The sequence below is a fragment of the Streptacidiphilus sp. MAP12-33 genome, assembly GCF_041261265.1.
In the GTDB taxonomy this organism is placed as follows: Bacteria; Actinomycetota; Actinomycetes; order Streptomycetales; family Streptomycetaceae; genus Streptacidiphilus.
Map to the genome: position 1 here is coordinate 133,378 of NZ_JBGCCA010000013.1, position 24,035 is coordinate 157,412.

The following is a 24,035-nucleotide window of genomic DNA, read 5'->3' on the forward strand; positions in this document are numbered from 1 at the left end:
ACGTCCGCCTAGCCAACGCGCGACTGCCCGTATGAATATGCATGCCCCGGGGGCAGTCTATTCATTAGAGGGTGGCTGCCCCCGGACCCCGGCGCCATGGACTCGCGCACGAGCGCGAATGTCAGAGCAGTTTTTGGAATGCATGATTATGCAGAATTGAGGCAAAAACATGGCCGCAATGGGTCGACCCCCCAAACCCAGCGAGCAGAAGCGCCGCCTTGGCAACCCCGGCAAGCGGGCCCTCCCCGCGCTGGCCTCCGTGGCGCCTCTGAGCGCTGCCGTGGAGCCCGCGCCGGACCATCTTGAGCCGGATGGCCGGGAGCTCTGGGATCGCGTCTCACGCGGCGCCGTGTGGCTCGCCCCCAGCGACCTGTTCGCCCTCACGCTGCTCTGTGAGCTGGCCGACCGGCGAGCCCGCTACGCAGCGCTGTTGTCCGAGCAGGGGCCCACGCTCACCAACCCGTCCGGTCGGGTCGTGGCCAACCCACTGGTTGCCATGATGAGCGCCGCCGAGCGCCAAATGGTCGAACTGGCCTCCCTGCTTGGCCTCACGCCAGCCGACCGCTCACGTCTCGGCGTGGCCGAGGTCCGCGCTGGCAACGCGCTGGAGGACATGCTCCGCAAGCGAGCCGAGCGAGAGCACGAGCCTGAGTAACGAACCGTCAGCCCCGCTGACTGCCTGGCATCGCGCCGGGTGGTCGGCGGGGCTTCCGCATTTTCTTGATCAACTATTCCAAGACAGGAATAGGCCCGTTGCGGCATAGACGCTCGGTCGAGGGTCCGCCTACCTTCGTGCTCGGGGCACGTCGTGTGCCCAGCGGAAAGGGGGCTCCATCGTGGTGGAGAAGATCGGGCTTACGAGGCTCACTGGGAGCGGGGAAGGCTCCGGCGAGTGTGGGCAGGGGGACTGCCCGAACGTCTACCAGACGGATCGAGGAACGTTCGTTGTCCAGGGCGATCATTTCTCGGGTTTCCAACCACCGGATGGCGAGGGGCTCGTTGAGATTCCCGAAGCGGTCTTGAGGGAGGCTTTTCGTGCTCTTGGCTGGTGAGGAGTGGGCGGCGAAGTTTCGCGATTTCAAGCACGAAGCTTGGCGATTGGAGACGCTTCCTCAGTACCTCGTGCCTCAGGAAGCCGAAGAGTTGGCCCAATTTCGCGCCGGAGAGACGTTCGCCGAAGTCTCAGAGGACGACTGGACTGCTCAGATTCGACGACACAAGGCCGAGGGGCGCTCGATGGGGAGAGTTCACGTCCTGCGCCGCCCGCTGAGTGACTACTTGCGGTTTGAATTCGCCAGATATTACCGTCACAGTGCCCAGGCCGGCGAGGATATCCGCATTCTTGATGTGACGGACCGAGAAAACCCCGTCGAGGGATTCCAGGACTTCTGGATGTTCGACCGTTCGATGGTAGTCCTGATGAACTACGAGGCTGACGGCACCCAGATCAATCGAGTGCTCCATGGGGGCGATGTAACGCCCTTTCTTGAGGCCCAGCGGATCGCCGTTGCAGAGTCCATCCCCTTTGCGGAGTACGTGACCGCGTGACGCTCGACCCGGAACAGCTAGGGCAGAGCAAAGCCGACCTAGCAGAGACATTGAGAACGCTCAGACAGCGGGCCGGACTCTCAGGGGTTCGGCTCGCTCAGCGTTGCAACATGTCACAGTCAAAAATCTCGAAGATTGAAACCGGGAAGACCGTACCGACGCTGGTCGATGTTGAGCGCATCCTCCGGGCGCTCGATGCCCCACCTGCGCTGATCGCTGAAGTTGGCGCCCTTGCTCGGATTGCGAATACTGAGTGGCAAGACTTTCGCTCATTGCGGCGCAAGGGACTTGAGAAGAAGCAAAACGAGCTTGCTGACCTAGAGCAGCTGTCAACCGAGTTTCGATTCTTCTTGCCCACGATGATTACCTCGCTGCTCTCCACGCCAGACTACATTCGTGCGACTCTGGCCTATGTTCCTGGAGATCATTCAAAGGCGATTGCACGAAAGCTGGACCGGCAAGCTGTCCTCTATGACTCATCCAAAGAATTCGCGTTCCTACTCACGGAGCAGGCGGTTCGGTGGCCGCTGCTGGCTGGGCACGCGATGGCGATGCAGATCGACCGACTAGTTTCCGTGAGTCGCTTGCCGAGTGTACGCCTCGGGGTTCTTCCGCTGTCTGGCCATATTCCACTGACACCGTTGAATGTCTTCACGGTCTACGACCGCAGCATGGCTACGGTCGAGACATCTACTGGCGTCATGGTGTTCAAAGACTCCCGGGATGTTGAGAGTTACCTTGAGGAGTTCTCCGCGTATTCGGATCACGCCCTTTGGGGGGACGCAGCCCGTATTCTGCTTGAGGAATGGGCTCAGCTTTTCCGGTGATCTTTAGTCAACAACGGGAATGGGACTAGATCCACCTCACCGACTGGCCGAACATCGTGACCAGGACGATACGAACTGGCCACGGGGAGCGGCACTGTGACTATCACTCAGCGAGATATCAGCACTGACCCGTACCGGCTCGCCATTGTGGCGGCGGAACGGCTCCGGAACGCGCTCACGGCGCACGGCATCGCCATTCCTTCGCTGCGGGGTTCGCACCCCGTCAGAGAGACCCCGTTCGTGGAACTGGGTGGCTGCACGGCGGAGGTGGCGGAGGCACTGGCGACGGTGCTGGAGAAAATCCAGCCGGAGGACGCGTGAGCGCGCTGGCCGCTGCTGAACCGCCCCAGCACGAGGGACGCTCCGGCTGCTGCTACGAAGAGACCTACCCGCACATGCACCGCCTGTGCCGGGGCACGTACACCCACCTGGACGGCGTGTACGGCGTCAGCGAGATCCGGCGCTGCTCCTGCCGCTGCCACGTGGTCGGCGTGGAGGCGCTGAGGATGCCGAGCGGCCAGCATGCCCGACTCACCCGCCCTGGACGGTGGGGCACGTGAGCCCGTTCGTCCGGCAAGTCCTCGACCATCTCGCCTACGGCCCGGAGGGGGCTCCCATGGGCACCACGACTCGCTACCGCTTCCGGGACTACAAGGTCACCGCTGTGCCGGACGCGCTCGGCCTGCCGACGCTCGGCGCCGTGTGCGTGACCGGCGAGAGCGCCGACTGTGGAGCCCGCTCCGAGGACGTGACCGACCCCGGCGCGCTGGTCCGGTGGATCGCCGAGCACTGCGCAGCGACCGGCCACGAGACCTACGAGCACCACACCACGGTGACCGTCCAAGCCGAGCCTGGCGCCTGGCACTGATCCCCCTGAGCCGGGGTTCCTGGCGGGTGGCCTCTCGCAGGGCTGCCAGGAACCCCACCCCCGCGCCTGCCGGGTATGCGACCAATCGACCAATAGCCTCCCGACATGAGTGCCGAAGCGTTGGTGTACGTCGGTGTCGTCCTGCAGTTCGCTGGCACAGTCATCCTGCTGGTTGGGCTTGCCAAGACGGCGCAGGGCTTCAATACGCGCTTGACTGGCCTTATCAGGGGCGCACTGTCCGGCCTCTCGGTTCAGATCGGGCAGCCGCCCATCATTGAGGTGCACGCCAGCGATGACGCGGGCGCATTCGACACGGCGACAGTGTTGAAGCGGCGCGAGCCATACCACTGGCACTGGTGCCCCTGGGTGAAGCTTCATCAGCTTGGGCGAGAGGTCAACCGGATCCAAGCGGAAGTAGATCAGGACGCCAGCGCTCTGACTCAAGAAGCCAGCGCTCGGGAGACCGCCGACCACGAGATCAGCCAGTACATGAAGCGGCAGCACGAGGCATTGGCGGGGGCCGTCTCAAGCCTGGATGCGAAGCTGACAGAGACGGCAATCGGGACGATCCCCTGGCAGGTCGCGGGTCTGATCGTGTCACTCGGCGGGGCGATCCTCACGACGATCGCCGCCATGCACCTCGGCCAACCCGCAGAAGTGGAGACGGTCATCAGTGCTGTGGTGCACAAGCACCAGTGACCGCTAACCTCCACGCGACAGGCTGGGAGCTCCGGATGACCGACGGAGGGCCGAGGCCCGTCCTCCCGTCCGACGCACTCCTGGCCAACAGCCGCTACGCGGCCTGAGCCGCCCTCACCACGCGCCGCGCAGCCCCGTCAGGCAGGGGTCAGTCCCGTCCCTGCCACGTCGTCACGCACGCCTCGTTGCCCTCCGCGTCCGCCAGCACCCAGAACGCGGGGGCGGCCGTCTCGTCGAGAAGGGTGCCGCCGGCGGCCAGGGTCGCCGCGATCCGGTCCGCCGCCACGTCGTGAGGCACGCAGACGTCGAAGTGGATGCGGTTTCGCTGCGGGCGCGGGGCGTCCATCTGCTGGAACCAGACGGCCGGGCCGTGGCCGAGCGGGTCCACGAGGGCGTCGGTCGGACCCTCGTGACCGGGCTCGCCGACGTAGCCGAGCACGGCCTTCCAGAAGGGCCGGACCGCCGCGATGTCGAGCGCGTCGATGGCCAGTTCCACCAGTTGGAGTGAGAGCGGCCGCGTCGGCAGCTCCGCCGACAGCCGTCGCGCCAGCTCCAGATCGCGCTCCGTCACGTCGGCCTGCGCGGCGGACTGCAGGCTCAGGAGGGCCCGGTCCCGGCGCAGTTCGACGCCGAGGTGGCCGTCGGCGTCACGGCCGCACAGGGCGGCCGCGCGGACGGCGACGGCCGCCGCCTCCGCCAGCGAACCGGTCGGGACCGCCGTGCGCAGGGTGCCCAGCAGATAGCGCCAGCCCAGGTCGCTCACCGCCGCCGACGCCTCCGGCCGGGGGACCCGGCGCGCCGCCGACTCCTGCCACCGCGCCAGTCGCCGCCAGGCATCCAGGCCGTCCGGGACCACGTCCCAGCCCGGCAGGGCCGCCTCCAGCTCGGCCTCCGTCAGGAAGGCATGCCAGGCGACCTCCTCCGCCTGCGGGGCGACGTGCACTGGAGTTGTCGCGCGGTAGACCGCGGAGAACCACTCGTGGTCCGCCGAGGTGTAGAGAAAGGTGAAGAGGTGCTCCGGTTCGATGCCGGTGACTCCCAGCTCCTCCTCCGCCTCACGCTTGGCCGCCTCGTCGTAGGACTCGCCGGTGCCGACCACGCCGCCGACGAAGACGTCGTACATCGACGGGAAGACGATCTTCTGCGGAGTGCGCCGGTGCACGAAGATCCGGCCGTCGGTGTCCGTGGCGAGGATGAAGACGCAGCGGTGACGCAGTCGCTTCGCCATCACCTCGCCGCGCGGAGCCTGCCCGACCACGCGGTCCTCGGCGTCGACCACGTCCAGGATCTCGTCGGAGTTCAGAGGGTGGGTCACGACAGGGATGATGCCGTAACCTCGCGCAGGTGCGCGTGCATTCCCCGGTAGGGGTCGTGGCCGTGCGGCAGGTAGGCCTTCCGGACCTTGGCGACGGCGGTGTAGTTGGTGTCGCAGACGTTGGCCAGCGGCGACTCCACCGCCTGGGAGAGGAACTGGTAGGCGTCCATCGAGGAGAAGCCGTAGTCGCGGACGAGCCACTGCACCAGGTCGAGTTGGGCGATCCGGAAGGCGTCCTCCAGCGGGCGGGCCGAGCCGGTCGAGATCAGGTGGGTGTCGGACTCGATCCGGGGCCAGGGCGTGGGGACGCCCTTGAGCAGGTCCACGATGACCACCGTCTCCATCGCACACTCCACCGCGACCCCGCAGGTCTCGCCCTCGCCCTGCCGCGCGTGCCCGTCGCCGAGGGAGAAGAGCGCGCCCTCGACGTTGACGCCGAGGAAGCAGGTGACGCCGGCCCGCATCTCCGGGGTGTCCAGGTTGCCGCCGTGCGCGTCCGGGACCAGCGCCGAGCGGACCTCCAGGTTGGCCGGGGCGACGCCGACCGTGCCGTGCATCGGGTCCATGGGCAGGTCCAGCACCAGGTCGGGGTTGTCGTGCGCGGTGAACCGGCACAGCCGCGCGGCGCGGTCCAGCTCCCAGATCCAGACCCGTTCCGGCAGCGGCTCCTGGAGCGTCGCCGTGGTGTGGGTGGAGGTCAGCGCGCCGAAGAGCGGGACCGTCGTCGACGCCGCCCAGTCGCGCGCGGGCTCGACGGAGACGAAGTGCACGGCGAGGGTGTCGCCCGGCTCGGCGCCCTCGACCCAGAAGGGGCCGGTCTGCGGGTTGAGGAAGGGGAACTCGCAGACCTCCGAGACGAGGGTGCGCTCGGAGGTCACCCGTCCGGCGAAGCAGTCCTCGGTGGTCAGGTCGAGCACGGTCCCGGGCGCGATCCGCGCCACCGGCGCGGCGCCGCCGAAGGTCCAGGCGTACTCGTCGGGCTTGGGGCGTACGGTCAGCCGCGGTCGCTCTGTCGTCATGCCGTCACCTTGGCAGCGGAGGCGCCGAAGCCGCCAGAGGGCCGGTGTGGTTGGCTTGAGGCGGAACATCGCGGAACCACATCCTCCTCCTCTTCCCTTACGCAAGGAGCACGTCATGGGCCAGGTCTACGCCGTCAGCGAGCGGGTCATCGAGGCCTCCCCGGAGCGGGTCTTCGACGCCGTCGCCGACTACGAGAAAGTCCGCCCGACCCTGCTGCCCTCGCAGTACAGCGAGTACCAGGTGCGCGAGGGCGGCCGCGGCGCCGGCACGGTCGTGCACTGGAAGCTCCAGGCAACCGAGAAGCGGGTGCGCGACTGCCTCTTCACCGTCACCGAGCCGACGCCCGGCCGCCTGGTCGAGACGGACGCCAACTCCACGATGGTCATCACCTGGACGGTGACCCCGGCCGGTGAGGGCAAGGCCAAGGTCGTCGTCGAGACCACCTGGACCGGCGCGGGCGGCATCGGCGGCTTCTTCGAGCGCACCTTCGCCCCCAAGGGCCTCGGCCGCATCAACGACGAGGTGCTGGGCCGTCTGGCGTCCGCGGTCGCCTGAGGCGTCCGCCTCCGGACGGGTGAATCCGGAAACCGATCACCCGCGCGGCATTGTCGACATGACGTCACATCCCCGCAGGTGAACCCCGATCGGCCGGTTCGGTGCGATGATCGCACCGGTCCGGCTCGACGGATGCAGGCTGCAAGGATCGCGGCATGCCAGTGATCGACGACGCCGTGCGCGACGCAGTCGCGATCGAGTCCCTCCGCACACCGCTTGCCACACCGCTTGCCACACCGCCGGCGCCGACCGCACCGGAGCCGGCCGCGCCGCCGGTCCGGATCCGGCTGGTCTTCGTCGGGCTGATGCTGGCCCTGCTGCTGGCCGCGCTCGACCAGACCATCGTCGCCACCGCGCTCCCGCGCATCGTCGGCGAGCTGAACGGCCTCAGCCGGATGAGCTGGGTGGTCACCGCCTACCTGCTCGCCTCGACCGTCGGCCTGCCGGTCTACGGACGGCTCGGCGACATCATCGGGCGCAAGCCCGTCTTCCAGTTCGCCATCGTCGTCTTCCTCGTCGGCTCCGTCCTGTCGGGCCTGGCCCACAGCATGAACGAGCTGATCGCCTACCGGGCGATCCAGGGCATCGGCGGCGGCGGGCTGATGATCGGCGTGCAGGCGATCATCGCCGACGTGGTCTCGCCCCGGGAGCGCGGCCGCTACATGGGCCTGATCGGCGCCACCTTCGGGCTCTCCTCCGTGGCCGGGCCGCTGCTCGGCGGCTGGTTCACCGACGGTCCCGGCTGGCGCTGGTGCTTCTGGGTCAACCTGCCGGTCGGCATCGTCGCGCTGCTCGTCGTGAGCCTCGTCCTGCCGCGCGCCGCACGCCGCGCCCGGGGGGCGGTGGGACGGCTGGACTGGCTCGGCGCGCTGCTGCTCGCGGCCGTCGGCACCTGCCTGGTGCTGGCCACCAGCTGGGGCGGCAGCACGTACGCCTGGCACTCCCCGGTCATTCTCGCTCTGATCGGCGGCGCGGTGCTCGCCGTCGCGCTCTTCGTCCCCGCCGAGTTGCTGGCCGAGCGACACGGCCTCGCGCCCGCGATCCCGCTGCGGCTCTTCCGGGACGGCGTGTTCACCCTCTCCGGCCTGATCGGCCTCGTCGTCGGCGTCGCGCTCTTCGGCGCGGCCAGCTACCTGCCCAGCTTCCTGCAGATGGTCGACGGGGCGAGCGCCACCGGCTCCGGCCTGAAGATGCTGCCGCTCATGGGCGGCGTCGTGGTCGCCTCCATCGGCACCGGGCAGCTGATCAGCCGCACCGGCCGGTACAAGGTCTACCCGATCCTGGGCGGCGCCTTCGGCACCGCCGGGATGGTGCTGCTCGGCCTGCTGGACGCGCACAGCTCCTACGCCGTCCAGAGCGTGGCGATGGCCGTGCTCGGGCTCGGCGTCGGCCTGGTGCTGCCGGTACTGGTGCTCGCGGTGCAGAACTCCGTCGCCCCCGGCGACATCGGGGCGGCCACCTCCGCCAACAACTACATGCGGCAGATCGGCGGTTCGGTCGGCGCGGCGGTCTTCGGCACCGTCTTCTCCTCCCGCTTCGCGCACCAGCTGACGCAGCGCGGGCTGCGACCGGACAACTCGATCACCCCGGAGCTCGTCCACCACCTCCCCGCGCCGCTGCGCGACGCCTACGTCCAGGCCTTCGCCGCCGCGATGCCGCGGGTCTTCCTCTACCTGGCGCCGGTGCTGGCGCTGGGCTTCCTGCTCGGCTTCCTGATGAAGGAGAAACCGTTGGTGACCCACGCCGCGTCGGAGGACTTCACCGCCTCGGAGCCGGTCTCGGCGGTCCCCGCCCAGGCGGTTGCCGCCACGGGCACGCCCGTCACCGGGGCCGTGCTGCAGACGGACCGCACCGGGGTACCGCGCGCGGTGCTGACCCTGGTCGACCTCGACGGCCACCAGATCGCCCGGACCGGCAGCGGCGGCGACGGCCGCTGGGCGCTGGCGGCGCCGCGCAACGGCAACTACGTCCTGATCGCGGCCGCCCCCGGCCACCAGCCGCAGGCCGTCACCGTGACGGTGGGCGGGCGCCCGGTCGAGGTCGACGTCGTGCTCGGCGGCACCGGGCGCCTGGCCGGCGCGATCCGCAGCGCGGAGGGCGCGCCGATCGCGGGCGCGTCGGTCACCCTGACGGACCCGCACGGCGAGGTCGTGGCCAGCGCCCACGCGGACTCGGACGGCGCGTACGCGTTCCGCGATCTCGTCTCCGGCGTCTACACGCTGACGGTGAGCGCGCGGGCGTACCGCCCGTCCGCGCTCGCGGTGGACGTGGCACCGAACGTGGAGACCCGCCAGGACCTCACCCTCGCCGGCAGCGGCACCCTGCGCGGCACCGTCCGCACCACGGCGGGACGGCCGGTGGCCGACGCCCGGGTCACCCTCCTGGACGCGGCGGGCGCGGTGGTGGCGGCGTCGCTGACGGGCGAGGACGGCGCGTTCCGCTTCACCGACCTGGAGCCGGGCGAGTACACCGTCATCGCGGCGGGCTACCCGCCGGTCGCCACGGCGCTCCGCCTCGAGGACGGCCACACCGAGCGGGACCTCCACCTGTCGCACCGCCTGGACGACTGAGTGAGTCGCACGATCCAGGGGCGCGGGGCTCTGCCAGCTATGCGGCTCCTCCCGGCCGAAGGCTGGGGGAGGCGCCGCACATCAGCAGAGCCCCGCGCCCCTGAGCAGGTCTCCTACCGACCCACAACGACACAGTCCCCTCACAAGTGACGCCCACTCACCCGTCACGGTAGACATATCCACCGCCCGGGTGAGCGCGGAGCGCTCGTTCCCCGCCCACCGGCATAGGTTGCGCGACGTGCCCAGTTGTGAACCCTTGACCATCCTCCATGTCTCGCAGCCCGTCGACGGCGGCGTCGCCCAGGTCGTGGCCGATCTGGTGCGGGGTCAGGTCGCCGACGGGCATGCCGTGGTGGTGGCCTGCCCGTGCCCCGAGGGCGGGCGGCTGTCGCGTGACGCCACCGCGAGCGGCGCGCGGCTCGTGCCGTGGGGCGCGGAGCGCTCCCCGGGCGCGGGCCTGCCGCAGGAGCTCGCCGCGCTCCGGCGCATCGTCGCGGAGGTCCGGCCGGACCTGGTGCACCTGCACAGCAGCAAGGCGGGGCTGGTGGGTCGGCTCGCGATCCGTTCGCGGGTGGCGACGGTGTTCCAGCCGCACGCCTGGTCGTTCGAGGCGGTGACGGGGCCCACGGCCAAGCTCACCGCGCGGTGGGAGCGCTGGGCGACCCGCTGGAGCGACCGGCTGGTCTGCGTCAGCGAGTCGGAGCGGGCCCGCGGGCAGGCCGCGGGGCTGCACGCGCGCTGGGCGCTGGTGCCCAACGGCGTGGACCTCAAGCGCTACGACCCGGCCGGGCTGCCGTCCAAGCAGCGTGCCCGGCGGAGCCTCGGACTGTCGCAGCACGCGCCGCTCGCGGTGTGCGTGGCACGCCTGTGCCGCCAGAAGGGGCAGGACCTGCTGCTCCGCGCCTGGGGCGAGGTCCTGGCCGAGCTGCCGCACGCGCGGCTCGCCCTGGTCGGGGACGGGCCGGACCGCGGCGTGCTGGAGGAGCTCGCGGCGGGGCTGAGCGTGCCGGAGAGCGTGGTGTTCGCCGGACGGGTCGAAGATCCGCGGCCGTGGTACGCGGCGTCCGACCTGACGGTACTGCCGTCCCGCTGGGAGGGCATGGCGCTGGCGCCGCTGGAGGCGATGGCCTGTGCCCGGCCGGTGGTGCTGACGGACGTGGCGGGGGCCCGGGAGATCCTGGGCGACCAGCAGTTCCCGGTGCCGGTCGGCGACACCCGCACGCTCGCCACCTCACTCGTCCGGCTGATGTCGGATCTGGAGCTGGCGGCCGAGCTGGGCCGGCGCTCCCGTGCGCGTACGACGGAGCGTCACGACCTGCGATCCACGCGGATGTTGATGGGCCAGGTGTACGAGGCGGTGCTGCAGTCGCGGCGCGTTCCGGCGCCTGCCGCGCCCGGTTCGGCACCGCGTCAGCCGGTCAAAAAATCTGACTAATGGTCAACGGTGTGAAACCGTCCGCCCGCCCCCGGGAATCCGAGTAGAAATTCTGTAATGTCCTATTTGCCTGCTTCATTCCTTTCTCCGTGAGACGGCATCGGTGCCGACCGCGGCGGCAGGTGCTACCTCCGGCAGGGGAGTACGTGCGCGGATGACCACGATCGACAACGAGGAACTGCCCGCGGGCGTCGGGGCGGTGGGCCTCGCACACGCCCGGAGGCCCGGCTCCGGCCACTCCTCGGCAGCCGGTGCCCCCGCGGCGCGCGGCGGCACCGGTCTGCCGGTCGCCCTGCTGGTCGTCGACGCGCTGGCGGCCGTCGGCGCCCTCGCTCTCGTCCTCCAGAGCGGAGCCGCCGATACCCTGCGGGCCGCCTGCGGGCTGCTGCCCGCGCTGGTGCTGATGAACTCCTCCGGCGGGCAGTACCGGCTGCGGCTGGCGCCCTCGGTGCTGGACGAACTGCCGGGGCTGGCGGGCCGGGCCACGATCGCGCTCGCCTTCGCGCTCACCTTCGAGCGCTGCCTTCAGACGGTGCTGCTGCCGTTCGCGCTGCCGACCACCATTCCGGCCGACGCGCGCGTGCTGATCCTGCTGCTGCTGGCGCACCTGACCCTGGATGCCGTCGGCCGCGCCCTGGTCTACCGGGCCGTCCGCTCACGGCGCCGTCGCGCACCGCGGCCCACCCTGATCGCGGGCGCCGGCCACGTCGGACAGCGGATCGCCGCCGCGCTGCTGGAGCACCCCGAGTACGGGCTGAAGCCGATCGGCTTCATCGACGCCGACCCGATCTTCCTGCCCGCGGACTTTCCCGTCCCCGTGCTGGGCGGCCCGGACGTGCTGGTCCGCGAGGTGCCGCGGCGCGGCATCCGTGACGTGATCCTCACCGGCGGCGGCGCGGACGAGGACCGGGCCCCGCAGATGCTGCGGATCTCCAGCGACTTCGGCTGCGACGTCTGGTTCGTGCCGGGCTTCCCCGACTACGGCGCCTTCGAGCACGCCGGACGGCGCACCGCCGTGGGCGACCACCTGTGGGGCTTCCCCTGTCTGCGCCTGGGCAGCAACCCCATGCAACGGCCCAGCTGGGCGGTCAAGCGCGCGTTCGACGCGTGTTCCGCCGGGCTCGGGCTGCTGCTGCTCGCCCCGGTGCTCCTGGTCTGCGCGATCGCCGTGCGGATCGAGGGCGGCCCCGGGGTGATCTTCCGTCAGGAGCGGATCGGCCTGGACGGGCGGCCGTTCACGGTGCTGAAGTTCCGCACGCTGCGGCCGGTCGACGAGCACGAGTCGGCGACCCGCTGGAACATCTCCCACGACCACCGCCTCGGCCCGGCCGGACGCTTCCTGCGCCGCACCTCGCTGGACGAGCTGCCGCAGCTGTGGAACGTGGTCCGTGGCGAGATGAGCCTCGTCGGCCCGCGACCTGAGCGCCCCTACTTCGTTATGCGTTTCGCGCAGGCGTACCCGCGCTACCGCGAGCGTCACCGCGTGCCGGTCGGCCTGACCGGCTTCGCCCAGGTCAACGGCTTGCGCGGGGACACCTCGATCGAGGACAGGGCGCGGTTCGACAACTACTACATCGACAGCTGGAGCCTGTGGCAGGACGTCAAGATCCTGCTCCGCACGGTGCTCGCTGTACTGCGGACGGACGGGAGTTGACGGGGTGTCCCCACAACTGGGACAGCAGGCCCGGCCGGGAGGCGCGGGTCTGCGCGGCGGACCGGCGGCAGCACTGCTGCCGAGGGTCCGCGCGGCGCTGGGGCCGGCGCAGCTGGTCGCGCTGACGGTGCTGCTGGTGTGCGTGCCGCTGGGCAACCAGGACGTCACCGCCGCCGTGCACGTGACACCGGCGGACGTCGGCTCGCTGCTGCTGGTGGCGGTCACCCTGCCGCTCGCGCTGTGGCGGCGGACGCGGTTCCTGGCCCGGCCGACGGCGCTGCTCTTCGCGGGCGTGCTGCTGGCCGTCGGCATCGCCACGGCCGCCTCGCGCGACCCGCACGAGAGCCTCTCCGGCTTCGTGCGGTTCGTGCAGATCTTCGTGATCGTGCCGGCGGCCGTCCTCTGCGCCGTCCGGGACCGTCGCGACCTGCGCCTGGCGCTCACGGCCTTCGCGACCGCCGCGCTGATCGAGGGCGCGGTCGGCGTCGAGCAGTACCTCACCGGCACCGGCGCCTCCTTCGCGGGAGGGGACTCCCGCGCGGTCGGCACCTTCGGCGCCCAGGACGTGATGGCGATGTCCGTCGTCGTCAGCTTCGGCCTGCTCGCCGCGCTCGGACTGTCGCTGGAGGCGCGCCGCGAGCGGCGGCGCCGTCCGGCGGCGTGGTGGGGCCTCGCGGCGGCGTCGCTGGCCGTCCCGCTCGCGCTCTCGTTCAGCCGGGGCAGCTGGATCGCCACGGCCGTCGCGGCGACGCTGATGCTCGCGCTCACCGACATCCGGATGCTGCTGCGCGGCACGGTCGTGGTGACGGCGGCCGCGGTGGTGCTGCTGGGCGGTCTCACCGCCGCGGGCGTCGTCGGCAACGGCAGCGCGGGCGGCGAGGGTTCGGTGACCGCCCGGCTCACCAGTATCGGCCAGGTCACCGGCGCCGCCGACCACTCCGTCACCGACCGCTACGACCTGTGGACCACGGCCGGACGGATCTGGCGAGAGCACCCGCTGACCGGCGTCGGGCCCAAGGAGTTCCCGTTCTACCGTGACGCGCACGCGCCGCTGCGGCTCTCCTCGGGCAGCGACACCGGCGGTGCCGGAGCTGGCTACGCCAAGGAGCCGCTGCTGTCGCCGCACAACATGTACATGCTGGTACTGAGCGAGCAGGGCCTGATCGGCATCACCGCCTTCCTCGCGCTGCTGCTCGGCACCGCGCTCGGCGCCTGGCGCACGCCGGTCGTGGTGGGACTGCTGGTCTGGCAGCTGGTGGACTTCCTCTACGCCGACATCGGCGGTACGACCACCGTGCTGATCTCGGTGGTGCTGGGTCTGTGCGCGTCGGCCATCGCCCGGGGCGGCCTGCTGGCCATTCCGGGTCCCCGCTCCGCGCCGACGCTGCGGGAGGCGTCGCTGTGAGTGTCGCCACCACCGAGGGGGTGCCCCAGGGCGCTCCCGACGAGGCCCCCGCCCCCGCCCGGCACGGGCGGGGTTTCGTGGCCAAGGCCTTCGGGGTCACCGCGCTGTTCAGCGCGGCCGGCTCGATCCTCGGCCTGCTGCGCGACCTGCTGCTGGCCCGCTTCTACGGCGCGGGCTCGGCGACCGACGCGTTCCTGGTCTCCTGGACCGTCCCCGAGACGGCCGCGCCGCTGCTGATCGAGGACGGCATGGCCTTCCTCACCGTCCCGGCGTTCAGCGCCGCGCTGACCGCGCGCGGGCAGCTGGAGGAGGGCGGAGCCGACGCTCCCGACCCGGTGCGCGCGCTGGTCGCGGCGACGCTGCCGCCGCTCGCGCTGGCGCTGGCGCTGATGTCCGCGCTGGTCGCGGTCGGCGCGCCGGTCCTCGTGCGCGTCCTCGCGCCCGGTCTGGCCGACCCGCAGCTGGCGATCGTCTGCACCCGGCTCACCGCCGTCACCGTGCTGCCCTTCGGCCTCGTCGGCTACCTCGGCGCCGGCCTGCGCTCGCACCACCGCTTCACCCTCCCGGGCGCCGTCTACATCGCCTACAACGCCGGCATCCTGACGGTGATGCTGCTGCTCCACGCGAGCCTCGGCGTCCGCGCGGCGGCCGGTGGCGTGGCGCTCGGCAGCCTGCTGATGGTGGCCGTGCTGCTGCCCGCCTTCCTGCGGCAGGTGAGCAAGCTGACGGTGCGGCGGGTACGGGGCGCCTCGCTGGGCGAGCCGGTGCTGAACCCGATGGCGCTGCTGCCCGTGGTGCTGTTCACGCTGACGCGGCAGGCGCAGATCTTCGTCGAGCGCTTCATCGGCTCCTCCCTGCCACCGGGCACCATCTCGCAGCTGAACTACGCCGAGAAGGTCGCCCAGAACGTGATGATCATCGGGATCCTGGTCTGTACCGTCACCTTCCCGCTGATCGCCCGGGCGCTCGCCGAGGGTGACACCCAGGGTGCGCGGATCCGTGCCGAGAAGGACCTCGCGGTCGTCGGCACGGTCGTGCTGGCCGGGACGGTCGTGGTCTTCGCGTGTGCGCCGCAGCTGGTCGCGGTGCTCTTCGAGCGCGGTGCCTTCACGGCCGCCGACACCGCCGCGACGGCCCGGCTGATGCGCGTCTACAGCCTGGGGCTGCTGGCCCAGGGCCTGGTCGGCGCGTTGATCCGGCCCTACCTGGCGGCCCGTCCGGCCGTCGGCTTCGGCGGGGAGGGCCGGGCGCGGCCGCTGGACCGCACCGACTGGTACCCGATCTGGGCGATGGGCGCGGGCCTGCTCGTCACCGTCGCGGTCGCGGCCGGTCTCACCCCGTTCGTCGGCGCCGCGGGCCTCGCGGCGGGCAACGCGATGGGGATCAGTGTCACCGCGGTGCTGCTGTTGACGGCGCTGCGGGCGCGCGGCATCCCGGTGCGGCTGCACACCGTGCTGGCGGGTCAGCTGCGGCTGCTGCTCGCGGCCGCCGGGGCGACCGTCCCGGCGTGGCTGGCCGCCAACATCCCCGGCCTGGACGGCCTCGGGCCCGAGTTGCCGCTGCTGCTCGGCGCGCTCGTCGGGCTGCTGTCCTTCCTCGGCCTGGCCGGGGCGCTGCGGGCACCCGGAGCCGAGGCCGCGCTCGGCGCGGTGCGGGGGCGGCTGGCCGCGCGGCAGCCGGCCGTCGTGCGGCAGCGCAGCGGCGAGCCGGAAGCAGAGTTCGAAGGAGCAAGGGGAGAGGCTGATGGTCGCTGAACCGCATCGGGGCGGGTTGCGGGCGCCGGGTGAGCCGGAGGCGTCCCCGGCAAAGGCGTCCCCGGCAAAGGAGCGCCCGGCGCTCGTCGGGCGCCCGCCGTGGACGCTCATGTACCACTCCGTCGACAGCGGCCCCCAGGACCCGTACCTGCTGACCGTCTCCCCGCAGCGCTTCGCCGCCCAGCTGGCGTGGTTGCACCGGCACGGCCTGCGCGGGGTCTCCATGCGGGAGCTGGTCCTGGCCTACGAGCAGCGGGCCGCCGACGGCCTGGTGGGCCTGACCTTCGACGACGGTTACGCGGACTTCCCGCGCCAGGTGCTGCCGCTGCTGCGGGCCCACGGCTTCACCGCCACCCTTTACGTCGTGGCCGGGCGGATGGGCGGCCACAACGTCTGGGACGCGGACGCGCCGCGCAAGCCGTTGGTCACCATCGACCAGGTACGCCAACTGGCCTACGCCGGAGTGGAGATCGGTTCCCATGGGCTGAGCCACTGCCGGATGACCGGCCTGCCCGAGGACGAGCTCGCGGCCGAGACGCGGCGTAGCCGCGAAGTGCTGGAGAGCGTCGTGGGCGGTCCGGTCACCGGCTTCTGCTACCCCTACGGCGCCGTCGACGAGGCGGCCGAGCAGGCGGTCGCCGCCGCCGGGTACGACTACGGCGCCGGCATCTGCCACCAGCCGGCGACCAGCCGCTGGGCGCTGCCGCGCTGCTATGTCGGCGAGCGCGACGGCGGCCTGCGGCTGCGCGCCAAGCGCGTGCGCCACGCGCTGCGGGGGTGGTCGGCGTGACCGCCCCCGCCACCAGGGCTCCCGCGCTGAGGGTCCTGCACGTGGTCACCGGTCTGCACGCAGGGGGCGCCGAGCAGCAGTTGCGGCTGCTGCTGCGCCACCTGCCGGACGGGATCGAGTGCGAGGTCGTCGCCCTGTGCGAGGCCGGCACCGTCGCCGACGGCCTGCGCGCCGACGGCGTCACCGTGCACGAGCTGGACATGCGCGGCAACCGCGACCTGGCGGCGCTGCCGCGCCTGGTCCGGCTGATCCGCGAGGGCCGCTACGACCTGGTCCACTGCCACCTCTACCGGGCCTGCGTCTACGGCCGCCTCGCGGCCCGGCTGGCCGGGGTGCGGGCCGTCCTGGCTACCGAGCACTCGCTCCAGCCGGGCGTCCTGGAGGGCCGTCGCACGAGCGCGGCCGTCCGGCGCCTGTACCTGGCCACCGAGCGGCTCGGCCGGGTCACCATCGCCGTCTCCGAGGCGACGGCCCGTCAGCTGCGCACCTGGGACGTGCCGGACGAGCGGATCCGGGTCGTGCCCAACGGCATCGACCCCGCCGCGTACCGCGTCGACGCGGTGCCCCGCGCCGCCCTCGGGCTGCCCGCCGACGCCTTCGTCGTCGGCGCGGTGGGCCGCCTGGTGCCGGGCAAGCGCTTCGACGTCCTGGTCGAGGCGCTGACGCTGCTGCCGCCGGACGCGCACCTGCTGATCGTCGGCACCGGGCCCGAGCACGACCCGCTCCTCGCGCTGGCGCGCGAGCACAGGGTCGCCGACCGGGTCGTGCTGACCGGCGAGCGCGACGACGTGCCCGCGCTGCTGGCCACGATGGACGCGCTGGCCGCGCCCTCGGCGGGGGAGACCTTCGGGCTGGTCCTGGTCGAGGGGCTGGCGGCCGGGCTGCCCGTCTTCTGGTCCTCCGGACCGGCCCTGGCCGAGCTGCCGATGCAGGAGCAGCTCGCCCTCGGCCGCGGCGGCAGCGCCCGCACCGACCCCACCGCGTCCGCCTACGCGGCGGCGCTCGGCCCCCTGCTGGCCCGCCGCCCCCCGCGGGCGGTCGGCCCGGTCCCCTCCCGCTACGACATCACCCGCCTCGCCCCGCGCGTGGCGGCCGTCTACGCGGAGCTGGCCGGACTGCCGGACCCCACCCCGGCGCCCGCACCCGCACCCGCCCGCTCCGCCCCCGCGCCGCGCGCCGACACCGACGCCGACGCCGACGCCGACGCGGGCCCTCCGACCGTCACCGCATCGCACACCCGAAGGAGATGACCCGTGCCCGACAGCGAGAAGCAGGCCTCACCCGCACCGTCAGCCGTCGCCTCACCGTCCGCCGCGCCCGCGCACGCCGCCCACCGGTCGACCCTGCTGCGGGCGGCCCTGCGCACGTGGTGGCCGCTGCTGGTCGCGGTCCCCGCGGGGGCGGTCGCCGGCGGCGGCTACGCCCTCGTCGCGACGCCCCAGTACCAGGCCGACGCCTACGTCATGGCCGTCGCCGACCAGGGCGCGGACAACGCCGCCGCGGTGAGCTTCGCCCAGGCCTACGGCCGGGTCGTGGCCCAGCCGGAGGTCCTGGCGAGCGCCGCCGTCGAGACCGGGGTGCCGCTCCGGCAGCTCGCGCAGCAGGTCCAGGCGCAGACCTCGCCGGACGCGCCGATGATCCAGATCACCGGCAGCGCCACCTCGGCCCGGCTGGCCGCCAAGGAGGCGAACGCCGTCGCCCGGTCCATGGTCACCTTCGGCGACACCACCGCCAAGCAGACCAGGGTCAAGCTGATGGCCTTCGCCCAGGCCGCCGCGCCCGCGACCGCGTCCTCCCCGTCGCGCAGCCTCGACGTCGCCGTGGGCGGCGCGGCGGGCCTGCTGCTGGGCAGCCTCGCGCTGCTGGTCCGCCCGGGCGCGGGCGCGGGCGGCGGGACGCGCCTGGCGCGCGAGGGCGAGACCGTCGTCGCGGCGGGCGAGCCCCTCGACGCCACCGCGACGACCGTGCCCGAGCAGCAGCGGGAGACCGCCGGGACAGGAGCGGGGACGGGCGCATGACCACCGCCGTCCGTTCCGACGCCGCCGGTCCCGTGGCGGAGCAGCCCCGGTACGAGACCGTCGTGCTGCGCGACGCGCGGGCGCTGGAGGCGCTCGCGGGGGAGTGGAACGCGCTCCAGGAGCGCAGCCCCGGGGCGACGCCGTTCCAGTGCCACGCCTGGCTCACCTCCTGGTGGCACAGCTACGGCCGCCCGGGTCGGCTCCGCCTGGTGACGGTCCGTCGCGACGGACGGCTGATCGCTCTCGCCCCCTGCTACCGGGACGGCACGGTGCTGCGGCCGCTCGGCGCGGAGATCACCGACTTCCACGACGTCCTGCTGGACGACGCGGACCCCGACGAGGCCGCGGCCCGGCTGGCCCTCGCCCTGGCGGCGGAGCTGCGCGGGCCCCTCGCCCGCCTGGACCTGCCGGAGGTCCGCGCCGACGCCGCGATCCACCGGGTGCTGGCCCACTGGCCGCGCGCGGCGCGGAAGCTGCCCGCCTCGCTGGTGCAGCACCTGCCGGGCGTCCCGATGGACGAGCTGCTGACCCGCCTGCCGGGCCGCACGGCCCAACGCACCAAGGTCAAGCTGCGCAAGCTGGCCGTCGCGGGCATCGACGTCCGGCTGGTGCCCCCCTGGGAGGTCCCGGAGGCGGTGGACCGGATGCTCGCCCTGCACGCCCTCCAGTGGGCCGACCGCGGCGCCACCCCCGAGCACATGCGCGGACGCTTCGCCTCGCACCTGCGCGCGGCGGCCACCGGCATGGCCGCGACGGAGCGGGCGCAACTGCGCGAGTACCGCCTGGACGGCCGGCTCATCGCCTGCGACCTGATGCTTCAGGCCCGGTCGATGGTCGCGCTGTACGTCTACGGCGTCCATCCGGAGGCCCGCGAGCGCGTGGACATCGCCGGCATGCTGTTCGGCGAGTCCCTGGCCCACGCGGTGAGCACCGGCCGTACCGAGCTCAGCCTGCTGCGCGGCGACGAGCCCTACAAGCAGCGCTGGCGCCCGGATCCGGCGCACAACGAGCGCCTGCTCCTGGGCTCGGCACCGGCCGTCGTGGTCACCGCCGGCCTCGCGCGGGCGCAGGAGCGGGCGAAGGAGTTCGCGCGCGAGCGGATGCCGTGGCTGAGGCAGGCGCGCGGGCGGGTGCGGGTGCTGCGGAGCAGGTTGCGGCGCGCCGCCTAGGGTGAGCGTGTGGCTGTCACTCGCTCCGTCCTGCTCTTCGTCCTCGCCGCCTTCGCCGAGATCGGCGGCTGCTGGCTGATCTGGCAGGCGGTCCGCGAGCACCGCGGCTGGCTGCTGGCGCTCGGCGGCGTCCTCGCGCTGGGGGCCTACGGCTTCGTTGCCGCCGCCCAGCCGGACTCCCACTTCGGTCGCGTCCTCGCCGCCTACGGCGGCGTCTTCGTGGTGGGCTCGCTCGCCTGGGGCGTGATCGTCGACGGCTTCCGGCCGTCCCTGTGGGACCTGGTCGGCGCGGCGGTCTGCCTGGTCGGCGCGGGGATCATCATCTACCAGCCCAACGCGTAACGACACGCGCACGTACTGTCATCACCGCAGGGCCACCAGCCCTTACGGTGGCGTTCATGCGTTCCCGCACCGCTCTCCGGGTCCTGCTCACCGCCCTGCTGCTCGCGGGCCTCGCGCTGGTCGGGGCCGCGGCGAGGGCGGCGCGGCCGGCGCCGTTCGGGGACGAGGTGGCGGCGCAGGCGCGGCGCGTCGAGGCCGACGCGCTGCGGGTGGGCGCCGGCGGGGGCGTGGAGGCCTACGACGCCCGCACCGGGGTGGCCGGGTGGGACTACCGCAGGGCCGGGCACCGGCCGTTGCGGCTGGTCCGGGCCGGGGCGACGACGGTCGCGCTGTGGGACGACGGGGAGCTGACCGGCATGGAGCCGGAGCCCGCGGTCGTGCGGTGGCACCGGTACGTGCCCGGGGTGGGGGCGGCGACGCCCCTGACGCTGGTGCCGCTGGGCGCCGGAGAAACGTTCCTGGTGCTGACCAGGGATGTGGTGATGACGTACAACACCGGCGACGGCACGCTGCGCACCTCGACCCTCCCGCCCGTCGGCTGCGCCTTCCTCGACCACGGTCCGGCGGGGCCCGTCCACCTCGGGGCGTGGGTGCTGGCCCGGCGCGACTGCGCCGACGGGGCGGGCCGGACCGAGTTGGAGGGGTACAACCTGGACGGCCGCCGCTGGCAGCAGCCCGCCGTGGTGCCGGAGCGGATGGAGGCGTCCCCGGCCGGGGACGCCGAGGTGCTCGTCGTGCCGGTCCGGCGGCCCTTCGCGGTGGATCCGGCCACGGGCCGTCCGGCCCCGGAATGCGTTTGCGCAGCCCGTTAGACTGGAGGCTTGTCGCCTCCTGCTGCACAGGCCCGTTCGGACGGTCCTGGCCGCATTCGTCTGCCACCGCGTGCCCCCGGGCACCGTCCCCGGGAGTGGTTTCACCATGATCGTCGCCAACGACATCGAGCTGCGCGCGGGCGCGCGGATCCTGATCGAGTCGGCGACCTTCCGCGTCGCTCCAGGTGACCGGATCGGCCTGGTCGGCCGCAACGGCGCCGGCAAGACCACGCTGACCAAGGTGCTGGCCGGTGAGGGTCAGCCGGCCGGCGGTTCGGTGACCCGCGGCGGTGAGGTCGGCTACCTGCCGCAGGACCCGCGCACCGGTGACCTCGACGTGCTCGCCCGCGACCGCGTCCTGTCCGCCCGCGGCCTCGACGAGGTGCTCCGCAAGATGCGGATCAACGAGGAGAAGATGGCCAACGGCAAGGGCGCCACCCGCGAGCAGGCCATGAAGAAGTACTCGCGTCTGGAGACCGAGTTCCTCACCAAGGGCGGCTACGCCGCCGAGGCGGAGGCCGCGACCATCGCCGCCAGCCTGGGCCTGCCGGACCGCATCCTGGGCCAGGCGCTGCACACCCTCTCCGGCGGTCAGCGCCGTCGCGTCGAGCTCGCGCGGATCCTCTTCTCGGACTCCGACACCCTGCTGCTGGACGAGCCGACCAACCACCTCGACGCCGACTCGATCCTGTGGCTGCGCGACTACCTGAAGTCGTACAAGGGCGGCTTCATCGTCATCTCGCACGACGTCCACCTGGTCGACGAGGTCGTCAACAAGGTCTTCTACCTGGACGCCAACCGCACCTGCATCGACGTCTACAACATGGGCTGGAAGCTCTACCAGCAGCAGCGCGAGGCCGACGAGAAGCGGCGCAAGCGCGAGCGCGCCAACGCCGAGAAGAAGGCCTCGCAGCTCAACTCGCAGGCCGACAAGATGCGCGCCAAGGCCACCAAGACCGTCGCCGCGCAGAACATGGCCCGCCGCGCCGAGAAGCTGCTCTCGGGCCTGGAGGCGGTCCGCCAGAGCGACCGGGTCGCCAAGCTGCGCTTCCCGACCCCGGCGCCCTGTGGCAAGACCCCGCTGACCGCCGAGGGCCTGTCGAAGTCCTACGGTTCGCTGGAGATCTTCACCGACGTCGACCTGGCCATCGACAAGGGCTCCCGCGTCGTCGTGCTGGGCCTCAACGGCGCCGGCAAGACCACGCTGCTGCGCATGCTGGCGGGCGTCGAGCAGCCGGACACCGGCCAGGTCGTCCCCGGCCACGGCCTGAAGGTCGGCTACTACGCGCAGGAGCACGAGACCCTGGACGCGGACCGCACGATCCTGGAGAACATGCGCTCGGCCGCGCCGGACATGGACCTGGTCGAGATCCGCAAGATCCTCGGCTCCTTCCTCTTCACCGGCGACGACGTGGACAAGCCGGCCGGTGTGCTCTCCGGCGGCGAGAAGACCCGTCTCGCGCTCGCGACGCTCGTGGTCTCCAGCGCGAACGTGCTGCTGCTCGACGAGCCCACCAACAACCTCGACCCGGCCAGCCGCGAGGAGATCCTCGGCGCGCTGCACTCGTTCGAGGGCGCGGTCGTGCTCGTCACCCACGACGAGGGCGCCGTCGCGGCGCTCGAGCCGGAGCGGATCATTCTGCTGCCGGACGGTGTCGAGGACCTCTGGAACGAGAGTTACGGGGACCTCGTGTCGCTCGCGTGAATTATCAGCAGCAAAACGCCGGGTCGGCACTGTTCGACTAGGCGAGGGATCATGCATCTGGCCCAGAAGACCTCATATCGGCTCCTTCGTGTTCTGTTGCCGAGTGCGGCTCGGATTCCATGGAATCTGCAATCTTCGGCAATCCCCAATTACCGCTGCTGATCAGCAATTTCGGTGGCGAGGCCCGCTCCGGACGGGGGCGTGCGGGTAGATGCTGTGCGCTCCCCGTGCGCGCGGCGACACCAGTTCCGTGCGGGAATCCCGGTATCGACCTTGTCGAATGGGTGGCCATGAAGGCCCCCATGGGTGATCATGGGATTCCGACAGAGCACTTGCTACGAGGAGGCACGGGTGGCCGAGACTCTGAAAAAGGGCAGCCGGGTGACTGGTGCCGCGCGGGAGAAGCTCGCGACCGAGCTCAAGAAGAAGTACGACTCCGGTGCGAGTATCCGCGCGCTCGCGGAGGAGACGGGCCGTTCCTACGGCTTCGTCCACCGCATGCTCAGCGAGTCCGGAGTCAACCTGCGCGGTCGCGGTGGAGCCACGCGCGGCAAGGCAAAGGCCGCCGCGGCCGCCGGCTGACGGCGTTCCCGGCGCGACATCTGCTTCTGACTCTCCTGCACGCAACCGACACGACGGCGGTCCGGGTCTCCTCCCCCTGGCCGTCGTTCGTCGTGCTGCGGCTATGGATCGGCTCCGCCGACGTTGTTACTCTTCGGTAGCAACTGCTATCGCTGCCGGAGGAACCTGTGACTGATCACGCTGCGCGGACCGAGGAGTGGGCCGAGGCGGGCGTCCGTCTGGAGGTGGAGGGCGAGCTCGCCACCGTGACGCTGTGCCGTCCCGAGCGCCGCAACGCGCAGTCGCCCGCGCTGTGGCGGGCACTGGCCGCGATCGGCAGCGAGCTGCCGGGCACCGTGCGGGTCGTCGTGCTGCGCGCCGAGGGCGTCTCCTTCTCCGCCGGTCTCAACCGGCAGGCGTTCACCCCCGAGGGCATCCCCGGGGAGGTCTCCTTCGTCGAGATCGCCAAGGGCCCGAACGGCGACGCGGTCATCGCCGAGTACCAGGAGGGCTTCCTCTGGTGGCGGCGTCCCGACCTGGTCACCGTCGCGGCCGTCCAGGGCCACGCGGTCGGCGCCGGCTTCCAGCTGGCGCTCGCCTGCGACCTGCGCGTCGTCGCCGAGGACGTCCAGTTCGCCATGAAGGAGACCGCGCTCGGCCTGGTCCCCGACCTCACCGGCACCAAGCCGCTGGTCGACCTCGTCGGTCCGGCCCGCGCCCTGGAGATCTGCGCGACCGGCCGCTGGGTCCACGCGGAGGAGGCCGAGCGCATCGGCCTGGCCAACCTCGTCGTCCCCGCCGCCGAGCTGCACGCCGCCGCCACGGACCTCGCGACCGCCCTGCTGGCCTCCCCGCGCGACGCGGTCATCGAGACCAAGGCCCTCCTCCAGGGCGCGGGCGCCCGCACCCTGGACGAGCAGCGCGCCGCCGAGCGCGCCTCCCAGCTGCGCCGCCTGCGCGACCTGGCCGGCCTCGCCGAGTAACGCGC

General features: G+C 72.1%; 25 protein-coding genes. 23 read left to right on the forward strand and 2 right to left on the reverse strand.

What is annotated here, in order from left to right; all coding sequences use genetic code 11:
* Window positions 1-169 precede the first annotated feature (169 nt).
* The 8 genes from ABH931_RS15485 to ABH931_RS15520 all read left to right on the forward strand — a co-directional run bounded on the left by ABH931_RS15485 (window position 170) and on the right by ABH931_RS15520 (window position 3,942).
* Window positions 170-655 (forward strand): phage terminase small subunit P27 family, encoded by a 486-nt coding sequence (locus tag ABH931_RS15485; protein ID WP_370113451.1) that lies wholly within the window; start codon window positions 170-172, stop codon window positions 653-655.
* Between the two features lie 184 nt (window positions 656-839).
* Window positions 840-1,052, forward strand: a complete 213-nt coding sequence (locus ABH931_RS15490; protein WP_370113547.1) for a hypothetical protein — start codon at window positions 840-842, stop codon at window positions 1,050-1,052.
* A complete protein-coding gene (locus tag ABH931_RS15495; RefSeq protein WP_370113452.1) occupies window positions 1,036-1,548 on the forward strand; it encodes a DUF6879 family protein in 513 nt (170 codons plus the stop codon). The genes ABH931_RS15490 and ABH931_RS15495 overlap by 17 nt, the downstream gene beginning before the upstream one ends.
* Window positions 1,545-2,375, forward strand: coding sequence for a Scr1 family TA system antitoxin-like transcriptional regulator (locus tag ABH931_RS15500; protein ID WP_370113454.1), 831 nt, complete (start codon window positions 1,545-1,547; stop codon window positions 2,373-2,375). The genes ABH931_RS15495 and ABH931_RS15500 overlap by 4 nt, the downstream gene beginning before the upstream one ends.
* 96 nt (window positions 2,376-2,471) lie before the next feature.
* Complete coding sequence (locus ABH931_RS15505) at window positions 2,472-2,696, forward strand: hypothetical protein (RefSeq protein WP_370113456.1); 225 nt, start codon at window positions 2,472-2,474, stop codon at window positions 2,694-2,696.
* Window positions 2,693-2,935, forward strand: coding sequence for a hypothetical protein (locus ABH931_RS15510; protein WP_370113458.1), 243 nt, complete (start codon window positions 2,693-2,695; stop codon window positions 2,933-2,935). Before ABH931_RS15505 ends, ABH931_RS15510 begins: the two co-directional genes overlap by 4 nt.
* A 56-nt stretch (window positions 2,936-2,991) precedes the next feature.
* Window positions 2,992-3,243 (forward strand): hypothetical protein, encoded by a 252-nt coding sequence (locus ABH931_RS15515; protein ID WP_370113460.1) that lies wholly within the window; start codon window positions 2,992-2,994, stop codon window positions 3,241-3,243.
* Window positions 3,244-3,348: 105 nt separating this feature from the next.
* Window positions 3,349-3,942 carry a hypothetical protein gene (locus ABH931_RS15520; protein ID WP_370113462.1) on the forward strand — a complete coding sequence of 198 codons (594 nt, stop codon included), beginning with the start codon at window positions 3,349-3,351 and terminating at the stop codon, window positions 3,940-3,942.
* Window positions 3,943-4,090: 148 nt separating this feature from the next.
* Here the strand turns inward: ABH931_RS15520 and ABH931_RS15525 are convergent, their stop codons facing one another.
* Together ABH931_RS15525 and ABH931_RS15530 are read right to left on the reverse strand one after the other, a co-directional pair.
* Window positions 4,091-5,257, reverse strand: coding sequence for a VOC family protein (locus ABH931_RS15525; RefSeq protein ID WP_370113464.1), 1,167 nt, complete (start codon window positions 5,255-5,257; stop codon window positions 4,091-4,093).
* Window positions 5,254-6,276, reverse strand: a complete 1,023-nt coding sequence (locus ABH931_RS15530; RefSeq protein WP_370113466.1) for an acetamidase/formamidase family protein — start codon at window positions 6,274-6,276, stop codon at window positions 5,254-5,256. The genes ABH931_RS15525 and ABH931_RS15530 overlap by 4 nt, the downstream gene beginning before the upstream one ends.
* 115 nt (window positions 6,277-6,391) lie before the next feature.
* Here ABH931_RS15530 and ABH931_RS15535 point away from each other — a divergent pair, with 115 nt between their 5' ends.
* From ABH931_RS15535 to ABH931_RS15605, 15 genes are all read left to right on the forward strand, one after another.
* Window positions 6,392-6,832 (forward strand): SRPBCC family protein, encoded by a 441-nt coding sequence (locus tag ABH931_RS15535; RefSeq protein ID WP_370113467.1) that lies wholly within the window; start codon window positions 6,392-6,394, stop codon window positions 6,830-6,832.
* Window positions 6,833-6,987: 155 nt separating this feature from the next.
* The gene (locus ABH931_RS15540) at window positions 6,988-9,402 is read left to right on the forward strand and encodes an MFS transporter (protein ID WP_370113469.1); all 2,415 of its coding nucleotides are present in this window, start codon (window positions 6,988-6,990) and stop codon (window positions 9,400-9,402) included.
* Window positions 9,403-9,658: 256 nt separating this feature from the next.
* Complete coding sequence (locus ABH931_RS15545; RefSeq protein ID WP_370113471.1) at window positions 9,659-10,837, forward strand: glycosyltransferase family 4 protein; 1,179 nt, start codon at window positions 9,659-9,661, stop codon at window positions 10,835-10,837.
* Window positions 10,838-10,991: 154 nt separating this feature from the next.
* Entirely contained in the window at window positions 10,992-12,491 is a 1,500-nt protein-coding gene (locus ABH931_RS15550) for a sugar transferase (protein WP_370113472.1), read from the forward strand.
* A 4-nt stretch (window positions 12,492-12,495) separates the two neighbouring features.
* Entirely contained in the window at window positions 12,496-13,896 is a 1,401-nt protein-coding gene (locus tag ABH931_RS15555) for an O-antigen ligase family protein (protein WP_370113474.1), read from the forward strand.
* A complete protein-coding gene (locus ABH931_RS15560) occupies window positions 13,893-15,650 on the forward strand; it encodes a lipid II flippase MurJ (RefSeq protein WP_370113476.1) in 1,758 nt (585 codons plus the stop codon). The genes ABH931_RS15555 and ABH931_RS15560 overlap by 4 nt, the downstream gene beginning before the upstream one ends.
* Window positions 15,640-16,440, forward strand: a complete 801-nt coding sequence (locus ABH931_RS15565) for a polysaccharide deacetylase family protein (protein ID WP_370113478.1) — start codon at window positions 15,640-15,642, stop codon at window positions 16,438-16,440. Before ABH931_RS15560 ends, ABH931_RS15565 begins: the two co-directional genes overlap by 11 nt.
* Window positions 16,437-17,690: a glycosyltransferase gene (locus ABH931_RS15570; protein ID WP_370113480.1), complete on the forward strand. Its 1,254-nt coding sequence runs from the start codon at window positions 16,437-16,439 to the stop codon at window positions 17,688-17,690. Before ABH931_RS15565 ends, ABH931_RS15570 begins: the two co-directional genes overlap by 4 nt.
* A 3-nt stretch (window positions 17,691-17,693) precedes the next feature.
* The gene (locus tag ABH931_RS15575) at window positions 17,694-18,458 is read left to right on the forward strand and encodes a Wzz/FepE/Etk N-terminal domain-containing protein (protein WP_370113482.1); all 765 of its coding nucleotides are present in this window, start codon (window positions 17,694-17,696) and stop codon (window positions 18,456-18,458) included.
* The gene (locus ABH931_RS15580; RefSeq protein WP_370113484.1) at window positions 18,455-19,627 is read left to right on the forward strand and encodes a GNAT family N-acetyltransferase; all 1,173 of its coding nucleotides are present in this window, start codon (window positions 18,455-18,457) and stop codon (window positions 19,625-19,627) included. Before ABH931_RS15575 ends, ABH931_RS15580 begins: the two co-directional genes overlap by 4 nt.
* Window positions 19,628-19,636: 9 nt before the next feature.
* Window positions 19,637-19,969 (forward strand): YnfA family protein, encoded by a 333-nt coding sequence (locus ABH931_RS15585; RefSeq protein WP_370113486.1) that lies wholly within the window; start codon window positions 19,637-19,639, stop codon window positions 19,967-19,969.
* A gap of 56 nt (window positions 19,970-20,025) precedes the next feature.
* Window positions 20,026-20,781 (forward strand): hypothetical protein, encoded by a 756-nt coding sequence (locus ABH931_RS15590; protein ID WP_370113488.1) that lies wholly within the window; start codon window positions 20,026-20,028, stop codon window positions 20,779-20,781.
* Window positions 20,782-20,887: 106 nt separating this feature from the next.
* Window positions 20,888-22,486, forward strand: coding sequence for an ABC-F family ATP-binding cassette domain-containing protein (locus ABH931_RS15595; RefSeq protein WP_370113490.1), 1,599 nt, complete (start codon window positions 20,888-20,890; stop codon window positions 22,484-22,486).
* 351 nt (window positions 22,487-22,837) lie between these two features.
* Window positions 22,838-23,068 (forward strand): helix-turn-helix domain-containing protein, encoded by a 231-nt coding sequence (locus tag ABH931_RS15600; protein WP_042446284.1) that lies wholly within the window; start codon window positions 22,838-22,840, stop codon window positions 23,066-23,068.
* A gap of 167 nt (window positions 23,069-23,235) precedes the next feature.
* The gene (locus tag ABH931_RS15605) at window positions 23,236-24,030 is read left to right on the forward strand and encodes an enoyl-CoA hydratase/isomerase family protein (protein WP_370113491.1); all 795 of its coding nucleotides are present in this window, start codon (window positions 23,236-23,238) and stop codon (window positions 24,028-24,030) included.
* The last annotated feature ends 5 nt before the right edge of the window (window positions 24,031-24,035 follow it).

What these genes read in the sequence shown, in the direction of transcription:
- ABH931_RS15485 (WP_370113451.1), top strand. Translation starts at nt 170, where the DNA reads ATGGCCGCAATGGGTCGACCCCCCAAACCCAGCGAGCAGAAGCGCCGC.
- ABH931_RS15520 (WP_370113462.1), top strand. Translation starts at nt 3,349, where the DNA reads ATGAGTGCCGAAGCGTTGGTGTACGTCGGTGTCGTCCTGCAGTTCGCT.
- ABH931_RS15590 (WP_370113488.1), top strand. Translation starts at nt 20,026, where the DNA reads ATGCGTTCCCGCACCGCTCTCCGGGTCCTGCTCACCGCCCTGCTGCTC.
- ABH931_RS15565 (WP_370113478.1), top strand. Translation starts at nt 15,640, where the DNA reads ATGGTCGCTGAACCGCATCGGGGCGGGTTGCGGGCGCCGGGTGAGCCG.
- ABH931_RS15550 (WP_370113472.1), top strand. Translation starts at nt 10,992, where the DNA reads ATGACCACGATCGACAACGAGGAACTGCCCGCGGGCGTCGGGGCGGTG.
- ABH931_RS15580 (WP_370113484.1), top strand. Translation starts at nt 18,455, where the DNA reads ATGACCACCGCCGTCCGTTCCGACGCCGCCGGTCCCGTGGCGGAGCAG.
- ABH931_RS15530 (WP_370113466.1), bottom strand. Translation starts at nt 6,276, where the DNA reads ATGACGACAGAGCGACCGCGGCTGACCGTACGCCCCAAGCCCGACGAG.
- ABH931_RS15540 (WP_370113469.1), top strand. Translation starts at nt 6,988, where the DNA reads ATGCCAGTGATCGACGACGCCGTGCGCGACGCAGTCGCGATCGAGTCC.
- ABH931_RS15595 (WP_370113490.1), top strand. Translation starts at nt 20,888, where the DNA reads ATGATCGTCGCCAACGACATCGAGCTGCGCGCGGGCGCGCGGATCCTG.
- ABH931_RS15535 (WP_370113467.1), top strand. Translation starts at nt 6,392, where the DNA reads ATGGGCCAGGTCTACGCCGTCAGCGAGCGGGTCATCGAGGCCTCCCCG.
- ABH931_RS15515 (WP_370113460.1), top strand. Translation starts at nt 2,992, where the DNA reads ATGGGCACCACGACTCGCTACCGCTTCCGGGACTACAAGGTCACCGCT.